Annotated in this window: 6 protein-coding genes and 1 pseudogene; 3 read left to right on the top strand and 4 right to left on the bottom strand. The window is 72.5% G+C overall.

Annotated features, from left to right (window positions below):
* Positions 1–161: pseudogene (locus CH341_RS36510) on the top strand (LysR family transcriptional regulator); the annotation flags it as partial.
* Positions 162–246: 85 nt separating this feature from the next.
* Here CH341_RS36510 and bchO read toward each other — a convergent pair.
* Positions 247–1221, bottom strand: coding sequence for an alpha/beta fold hydrolase BchO (gene bchO, locus CH341_RS24785; protein WP_111421654.1), 975 nt, complete (start codon positions 1219–1221; stop codon positions 247–249).
* Positions 1222–1255: 34 nt separating this feature from the next.
* Positions 1256–3328 carry a c-type cytochrome gene (locus CH341_RS24780; RefSeq protein ID WP_111421653.1) on the bottom strand — a complete coding sequence of 691 codons (2073 nt, stop codon included), beginning with the start codon at positions 3326–3328 and terminating at the stop codon, positions 1256–1258.
* 491 nt (positions 3329–3819) lie between these two features.
* Between CH341_RS24780 and CH341_RS24775 the strand changes: the two genes are divergently transcribed.
* On the top strand, positions 3820–4086 hold the full coding sequence (locus CH341_RS24775) for a hypothetical protein (protein ID WP_111421652.1): 267 nt from the start codon (positions 3820–3822) through the stop codon (positions 4084–4086).
* A 213-nt stretch (positions 4087–4299) separates the two neighbouring features.
* Here the strand turns inward: CH341_RS24775 and CH341_RS24770 are convergent, their stop codons facing one another.
* Entirely contained in the window at positions 4300–5049 is a 750-nt protein-coding gene (locus CH341_RS24770) for an SDR family oxidoreductase (protein ID WP_210208601.1), read from the bottom strand.
* Positions 5050–5295: 246 nt separating this feature from the next.
* Here CH341_RS24770 and CH341_RS24765 point away from each other — a divergent pair, with 246 nt between their 5' ends.
* A complete protein-coding gene (locus tag CH341_RS24765; RefSeq protein ID WP_111421655.1) occupies positions 5296–6552 on the top strand; it encodes an extracellular catalytic domain type 1 short-chain-length polyhydroxyalkanoate depolymerase in 1257 nt (418 codons plus the stop codon).
* A gap of 6 nt (positions 6553–6558) precedes the next feature.
* Here CH341_RS24765 and CH341_RS24760 read toward each other — a convergent pair whose 3' ends face one another.
* Positions 6559–6858 (bottom strand): hypothetical protein, encoded by a 300-nt coding sequence (locus CH341_RS24760; protein WP_111421650.1) that lies wholly within the window; start codon positions 6856–6858, stop codon positions 6559–6561.
* Between the last annotated feature and the right edge of the window lie 39 nt (positions 6859–6897).

The following is a 6897-nucleotide window of genomic DNA, read 5'->3' as shown; positions in this document are numbered from 1 at the left end:
TGGTGCGGCGCGGCGCCCTGCAGCGGGTGCTGCCGGCGTGGGAGTTCGGCAGCGCCGACGTGCTGGCCCTGGTCCCGGCCCGCCGCGGCATCTCGGCCCGCGTCACCCAGTTCGTCGCGTTCCTCGAAGCCGGCTTCCGGCCCCGTCCGCCGTGGCGGTGAGCGGGGTCAGTCGTCACGCGGGGACCCGACCCGGCTTCCCGGGTCGACCCCACGACGAGCAGAGGCGGGGCGCAACCGGCGCCGCTCACTCCGCCGCCAGCGCCGGGATCTCCTCGACGGCGTGGATGCGCGGCAGCACGCCGGCCTCGCGGCCGAGGCGCGTCACGATGGCGGCGACCGCGTCGGGGTCCTCCTCGTGCGCCAGATGGCCGAGGCCCGGCAGCGTGATCACGGTGGAGCCCGGCACCATGGCGTTGACGCGGCCGGCGTCGTTGGGCGCGATGGTCTTGTCGTTGCCGCCCGTGATCAGCACCAGCCGGGCGCGCAGGCTGGGCAGATCCGCGGCGAGCGGCGGCAGCCGCCAGTTCGCCATCATGCGCAGCGCCGAGGCGACGTGAGCCGGGTTGCGGGTCAGCCGGCCGTAATAGGTGACGCCGGCCGGATCCAGGCTCGAGCCGGTGTCGGTGATCATCTTCTCGATGAAGCGGTCGCTCGACGCGAAGCGGGCGAACAGCCGCGGCACCGTGTCGCTCGACGCCAACAGGCGGGCGAACGGCGTGAGCAGACGCCCGGCCATGCCGCCGATCGGCAGCATCGCGGCGTTGAGGCCGACCAGCGCGCGCGGCGCGATGGTGCCGTCGAGGCACATGCGGGCCAGCACGGCGCCGCCGGCCGAGTGGCCGGCCACCAGCGCGGGCTCGTGGCCGAGCACGCGCAACAGGGCGCCGAGATCGGCGGCCATGCCGTCGAGCGACAGCCGCGGCGACGGCGGCGTGTCGGTGAAGCCGTGACCCGGCAGGTCGGGCGCCACCACGGTGAAGTGGCGCGCCAGCAGCGGCAGCAGGTCCCGCCACGAATGGGTCGCCGAGCCGGTGCCGTGCAGCAGCAGGATCACGGGCCCCCGCCCCGCCTCCTGCACGTGCCAGCGCATGCCGGCGGCCTCGACGAAGCGGCTCGCGTATCGGTTCGGCCAGTCGTGCCCGTCCTGCTCCCAGGACGGCTTCGGATGCGGGCCGGCGGGCGGCGACGGCGGTTCGGCACGGAGAGTGGAAGGGGTCACGGGGGTGGCTCCTGGTCGGGGGTGAAGTCTCGTCTCATCGACACCCGGGGGTGGCGTTCGGTTCCGTCCACACCGTGTAGACGGGACAGTCGTCGGGCCCGGGCGGGCGATAGTCGGGAACCGGCTGCGACACCGGCGGGAGGCGGCGCAGATAGGCGGTCAGCGCCATCACGTCCTCCTCGTCGAGATTGGAGAAGTGATCCCACGGCATCGCCTGCCAGTAGAGCGGCCGGCCGCTGCGGCTGACCCCGGTGCGGATCGCCCGCGCGATCTCGGCGTCCGACCAGGCACCGATGCCGGCGTCGCGATCGGACGAGATGTTGGCCGTGTAGAGCGTGCCGGGCAGGCCGCTGAGCTTCAGCCCGCCGCGGCCGTCCGGACCGTGGCAGAACACGCAGGAGGCGTTGACGAACAGATAACGGCCGCGGTCGACCAATGCGGCGCGCTCGGGCGTCAGCGTCGCGGTGTCGGGCCGCGGCACCTCGCGCAGCGCCTCGCGCGACACCATGTCGGCCGGCAGCATGCCGAGCATCGGCGTGGCGTAGATGGTCAGCAGCGCCGTGCAGCCGGCGACGCCGCGCCAGCTCCGCCGTCCCATCGGCAGCCACAGCGGCGCCGGGATGTTCAGCGCCAGCCAGGCCAGCCAGGCGGCGACGACGACGAGCTGCAACACCACCAGGGCCTGCTGCAGGCGGGCCAGATCCGGCCCGCCGCGGCCCGCGTAATTCCCGCTCGCATACGTGATGACGGGCGGGCGGCCGAGCCAGACGTCGCCGCTGAACAGCTTGCTCAGCGCCGTCTCCAGCGTGCCGTAGTGCAGCGGCGCCGGCACGGCGTTGTGCACGGGCGGCAGCGTCTTCAGATAGCGGGCGATCGCCAGCGCGTCCGGATCGGAGAGGCCGTGCAGGAAGATCCACGGCATGCTCCACACGTTCAGCAGGCGCGCCTCGGTGCGGCCGTCGCGGATGGCGCGCGCGATCTCGGCCTCGCTCCAGGCGCCGAGCCCGGTCTCGCGGTCCGGCGTGAGATTGCGGCTGACGAACACGCCTTGCGGATGCGCGCCGATGCGGATGCCGCCGGCCAGATAGTGCTCGTCGCGATAGATGCCCTTGGCGCTCACCTCGGTGTGGCACAGCCCGCACATGCCGGCGCGCACCAGATAGCGGCCACGCACCAGCGGGTCGGCGGACTGGCCCGGGCCGGCCAGCACGGCGCCGGACTCGCCGGGGGCGATGCGGGCCTTCGACTCCATGAAGGCGACCAGCGCCCAGCGGTCGGAGTCGGAGAGCTGCGCATAGGCCGGCATCGGCGACGGCGCGAGGCCGGTGGCGAGCCGCAGGAACACGTCGTGCGGCGCCGCCCCGCCGCGGAACGTCCACGGCGCGGTGAGGTCGCGGCTCGTCACGTCGTGGCCGGCCGCGTCCTGCATCACGGTTCCGCCGCGCAGATCGTCGCCGTGACAGCCGCCGCAGCCCTGTGCGGCATAGAGCGCCGCGCCCCGCGACACCACGGCCGGCGTGACGGGCGGCCGCTCCGGAACGACGATCGGCTCCGCCTCGCGGCTCGTGCTGCGCGACCCGCCGAGCGCGACGACGTGATCGACGACGGCGTCGAGATCGCCGGGTGCCAGCACCGAGCCGAAGCCCGGCATGGCGCTCGCCGCGAGGCCGTGCTCGACCACCCGGCGGAGATCGTCGGGGCTCGGCGGCGCGCCCTCCGGCGTGCTCTTGTACTTGAACGCCGTGCCGGCGAGATCGCGCGGCCGCGGCGCCAGCGACGGCGCCGCCGCGCCGTTGCCGCGACCCTCCGGACCGTGACAGATCGCGCAGTTCTCCAGATAGACGCGCGCGCCGCGCGACGCCGTCGCGGGCACGTGCGCGGACGGCGGCCACGCGATGTCGGCGTATCGCGACGCGTCCGGCTGCCACAGCGAGGCCGGCTCGGCCCAGCCGAGATGCGCGATCAGCGAGCGCCCGGCGTCGAGCGCCAGCACGACGACCAGCGCCGCGACGCTCCAGCGCAGCAGCCGATGCGCCGCCGTGCCGGGCGGCGCCGCATCCGCGGGCGGTCGCACCGGCGGCGGCGCGGATGGTCGTGCGATCGTCATCTCGACGGCAAGGCTCCTCGCGAGGCATGGAGCACGGCGCGGATCGGCATCCACCGGTCACGCGCCGACGTACTTACCTCAAGCGGTGTGCCGTATCGCGGTTCCTCTGCGCAAGGGAAAGTCGACGTGATTCGGCGGTCGTGATCAGATCGGACACGGCCGTGTCACGCCGAGCGGACACTCGCCGGCTCGCGCGCGGTGTCGCGCGTCGTGACGGTGCGTCCGGAGATCGATCGGTTGACGCGGTATCGTGTCAGCATGTCGTGACAGATGCCGCGAAACTCACATTTCTCAGGTGGAAACGCGTGCCCACCGAGATTCTGCGTGACGGCGCGCGGAACGGATCGGTACACTCGAGGTTCAAACAATGCGGAGCGCGAGAAGGCCGTGACGACGCGTTTCTCGTCCGGCACGTGGCGGAGACAAACGGCATCCGTCACCGGCGTGAGAGCTCGTTCCGCATGGCCGTCCCCCGAGCAGACGAGAGCCCGATGAACGAGAGAATGATGCGTTTCCGGACTGCCGCCGTCGACGTCGCCCTGCGCCGCAGCGAGAACAGCAGCTACAGCGAGCGCATGAGCGTGCTCATCTGGGCGATGCTCGCCGTCGTGTTCGTGACGCTCGTCGTCTCGACCATCTTCGGCGCCGGCACCGAGCCGACCCGCATGGCGGTGGTGCCGCTCGCCGTCATCGGCGCCGGCCTCGCGGCGCTGGTCATTCTCGAGTTCGCCAAGCTGATCACCGGCGCGGCGCGCTGACGCGCCCGCGTTTCCATCCACACCGAGCCGACGCTCCGACGCGAATGCTCCGCATGCGCGTCGACCCCCGGAGTGCCGCCATGAAGATGTCTCATCTCGCGACCTTCCTCCTGATCATCGTGGGAGGCGCGGTCCAGCAGGTCGGCGGCGCCATGCGGCGCGGCCTCCAGCGCAGCCGCGATCAGCAGCGCGACTGATCGCGGCTCGCCGCCGTCACAGCGTGCGGGTCTCGCCGCCGTCGAGATCGACGACGGCGCCCTGCAGGTAGCCGACGCGGCCGGACGCCATCACGGCGACCAGATCGGCGACCTCCTCGGGCCGGCCGAAGCGCGCGACGCGATGCGCCGCGCGCATTCTGTCGTAGGCCTCCGCCTCGCCGACGCCGGTCTCGTCGACGAGACGCTTCAGGCGCGCCTGAAACCGGTCGGTCTCGACGATGCCGGGATTGATCGTGTTGACCCGCACGCCGTCGGCGATGCCGCGATCGGCGAGCGCCTTGGTCAACAGGCCGAGCGCCGCGTTGACGGTACCGCCGATGGCGAACTCGCGGTCGCCGGTGCGCCCGCCATTGCCCGCGATGATGACGACCGCGCCGCCCACCGCCTGCAGCAGCGGCCAGGCCGCGCGTGTCATCCGCACGGCGCCGAAGAACTTCAGCGCGAAGCCGTCGGCCCAGTCCTCGTCGGTGAGGGCGAGGAAGTCGCCCCGCTTGGTCGCCCCCGCATTGTTGACCACGAGGTCGAGCCGGCCGAGCGCCCCGCTGGTGGCGGCGACGACGCGGGCCGGCGCCTCGGGATCGCGCAGATCCGCCGGAAAGGCGACGGCCTCGCGGCCGAGCGCGTCGATCTCGCGCCGGACCTCGTCCAGAAGCGTGCCGGACCGCGCCACCAGCGCGACGTCCATGCCTTCGGCCGCCAGCCGGAGCGCGATCGCGCGACCGATCCCGCGGCTTGCACCCGTCACGATTGCAACCTTTCCGGCGAGCCCGAGGTCCATCCTGCTGTCACTTTCGCGTTATCACCCGTCATTCTGCCCGCCTTAGGACAGCCGTGATCTCGCAGCAACGATTTGTTCAGACCAATTGTGCATCGCAGCGCGACCGAGCGCGTTGTCCCGCGTCCCGCTGTGAAGGAGAGACGAGTGCCCGGACTTCAGACGACGATCGCGGCGCTGGCCCGCCAGCGCAAGCAGTGGGACAGTTTCCTGCGCATGATGCCGGGGGCCGGCCAGTCGCAGGAGCGCGGCGCGGTTCCCAGCCGCCTCACCGAGGTCACCGGCTTCGGCAGCAATCCCGGCAATCTGCGCATGTTCGAGTACGTGCCCAAGAAGCCGCGCAAGAGCCTCGTGGTGGTGCTGCACGGCTGCACCCAGACCGCGGCGAGCTACGATCTCGGCGCCGGCTGGTCGACGCTCGCCGACCGCTACGGCTTCATGCTGCTGTGTCCCGAGCAGCGCGCCGAGAACAATCCGAAGACCTGCTTCAACTGGTTCCGCGAGAGCGACATCGTGCGGGGCGGCGGCGAGGCGGCCTCGATCCGCGAGATGATCTCGCGGATGGCCTCCGACCACGACGTCGATCCGCGGCGCGTGTTCATCACCGGCCTCTCGGCCGGCGGCGCCATGACGGCCGTGATGCTCGCGACCTATCCGGAGGTGTTCGCCGGCGGCGCCATCATCGCCGGGCTGCCCTATCGCAGCGCCACCAGCATGCGGCAGGCGCTGGAGAGCATGTTCAGCGTGAAGGTGCGGACGCCGCACGAATGGGGCGACCTCGTCCGCGCCGCATCGCCGCATCGCGGACCGTGGCCGCGCGTCTCGGTGTGGCACGGCGGCGCCGACACGGTGGTGAAGCCGCGCAACGCCGAGGAGCTGCTGAAGCAGTGGACCGACGTGCACGGGCTGTCGACGCAGCCGGACCGCACCGAGACGGTCGACGGCTATCCGCGTCACGTGTGGAGCAACGCGGCCGGCGAGGACGTGATCGAGTCCTACACGATCCCGCTGATGGCGCACGGTGCGCCGGTGGCGAGCGGCGACGGCGACACCAGCTACGGCGTGCCGGGCGAGTATCTGATCGAGGTCGGCATCTCGTCCTCGTATCACATCGCGCGGTTCTGGGGCCTCACCGACAGCCGGCGCACGCCGTGGCCGATGCGGCCCGACGCCGGGACGGCGGACACGTCGGCCGCTTCGACGACCGCGTCCAAGGCGGCTCCGAAAGCCGACGACGCTCCGCCGAGGCCGTCGCGCTTGCCCGAGCGCGTCGAGGTGATCGAGCCCGGCCCGGACGACATCCTGCCGCCGAAGTCCGGCCGCCGCGGCGCCGAGCAACAGCACGGTGCAGGCGGCCACGGCTGGAGCGCGGACCGCGACGGAGAGAAGGAGCGGCAGGCGGGCGTGTCCCGCTTCGTCGAGGACACGATCAAGCGCGCGCTCGAAGCGGCGGGCCTGATGAAGCGCCGCTGACGCCGGTCAGCGGGCGAAGAGCGGCGCGGCGTCGACGTCCGGCAGACACTCGATGAGGCGGCCGCGGCCGGGCGCCTTCCAGCCTTCGATGCCGATGGAGCGGCCGTCGTCACGGCAGACGATCTCGGTGCTCCAGGCGCCACCGGGGCGCGACGTATAGGCGCCGCCATGCGGGGCCTGACGGGACTCCGAGCCGCCGATCGAATGTCCGGGCTGGCCGAAGCCCCCCGGCTCGGCCCGCGCATCCGCCGCCATCAGGGTGACGGCCGCGAGCGCGGCGAACAGCAGATGCGAGACGCGATGCATGATGGCTCTCCCGTGGGGCGGCCGGCCCGGAGGCCGGCC

Origin of the sequence: Rhodoplanes roseus (genome assembly GCF_003258865.1) — a bacterium.
GTDB classification, from domain to species: Bacteria; Pseudomonadota; Alphaproteobacteria; order Rhizobiales; family Xanthobacteraceae; genus Rhodoplanes; species Rhodoplanes roseus.
Note: the sequence above shows the minus strand (reverse complement) of the source record. Positions and strands in the feature narration are given on the sequence as shown.